This window comes from Mycobacterium syngnathidarum (genome assembly GCF_001942625.1).
Classification (GTDB): Bacteria; Actinomycetota; Actinomycetes; order Mycobacteriales; family Mycobacteriaceae; genus Mycobacterium; species Mycobacterium syngnathidarum.
The window spans coordinates 1-543 of the sequence record NZ_MLCL01000025.1 but is presented as its reverse complement, the minus strand read 5'-3'; the positions used below and the strand labels follow the sequence as shown (position 1 = coordinate 543).

Annotated in this window: 1 rRNA gene; it reads right to left on the bottom strand. The window is 55.6% G+C overall.

The annotated features are described in order from the left end of the window. Positions 1-435: 435 nt before the first annotated feature. Positions 436-543, bottom strand: a 16S ribosomal RNA gene (locus BKG60_RS07520); the annotation flags it as partial.

Here is a 543-nt window from a genome sequence, read left to right as displayed (position 1 = left end):
AGGCATATCGCAGCCTCCAACGTCCTTCATCGGCTCCCAGTGCCAAGGCATCCACCATGCGCCCTTAAACACTTACAACACAAAAACCAAAAAATGAGTTTCAAAAGAAATTGCACATCAACACACAAAGCAACTGGCCCACACCACCCATACAGGCGGCGAGAGCCTCATCTCTTTGCGTGCTAGATGCTCGCAACCACTATCCACAAATCAAACACCACACCCCACCACCAAAGTGAGGCAACAACACGCCGACACCCGCAACCGGATGCCACCCCCCAAGAAAAGGGGCACGGGCCTGTTGTCTCAAAGCCCAATAGTGTGTCTGGCAGTTCCATCACGTTTGTTGCGCACCAAGCCGGCGCCACTACAGCGCTCCAGCTCCTCACGGCTACACCCCCACCAATTGGGAGTGTTTTTCGTGGTGCTCCTTAGAAAGGAGGTGATCCAGCCGCACCTTCCGGTACGGCTACCTTGTTACGACTTCGTCCCAATCGCCGATCCCACCTTCGACGGCTCCCTCCACAAGGGTTAGGCCACCGG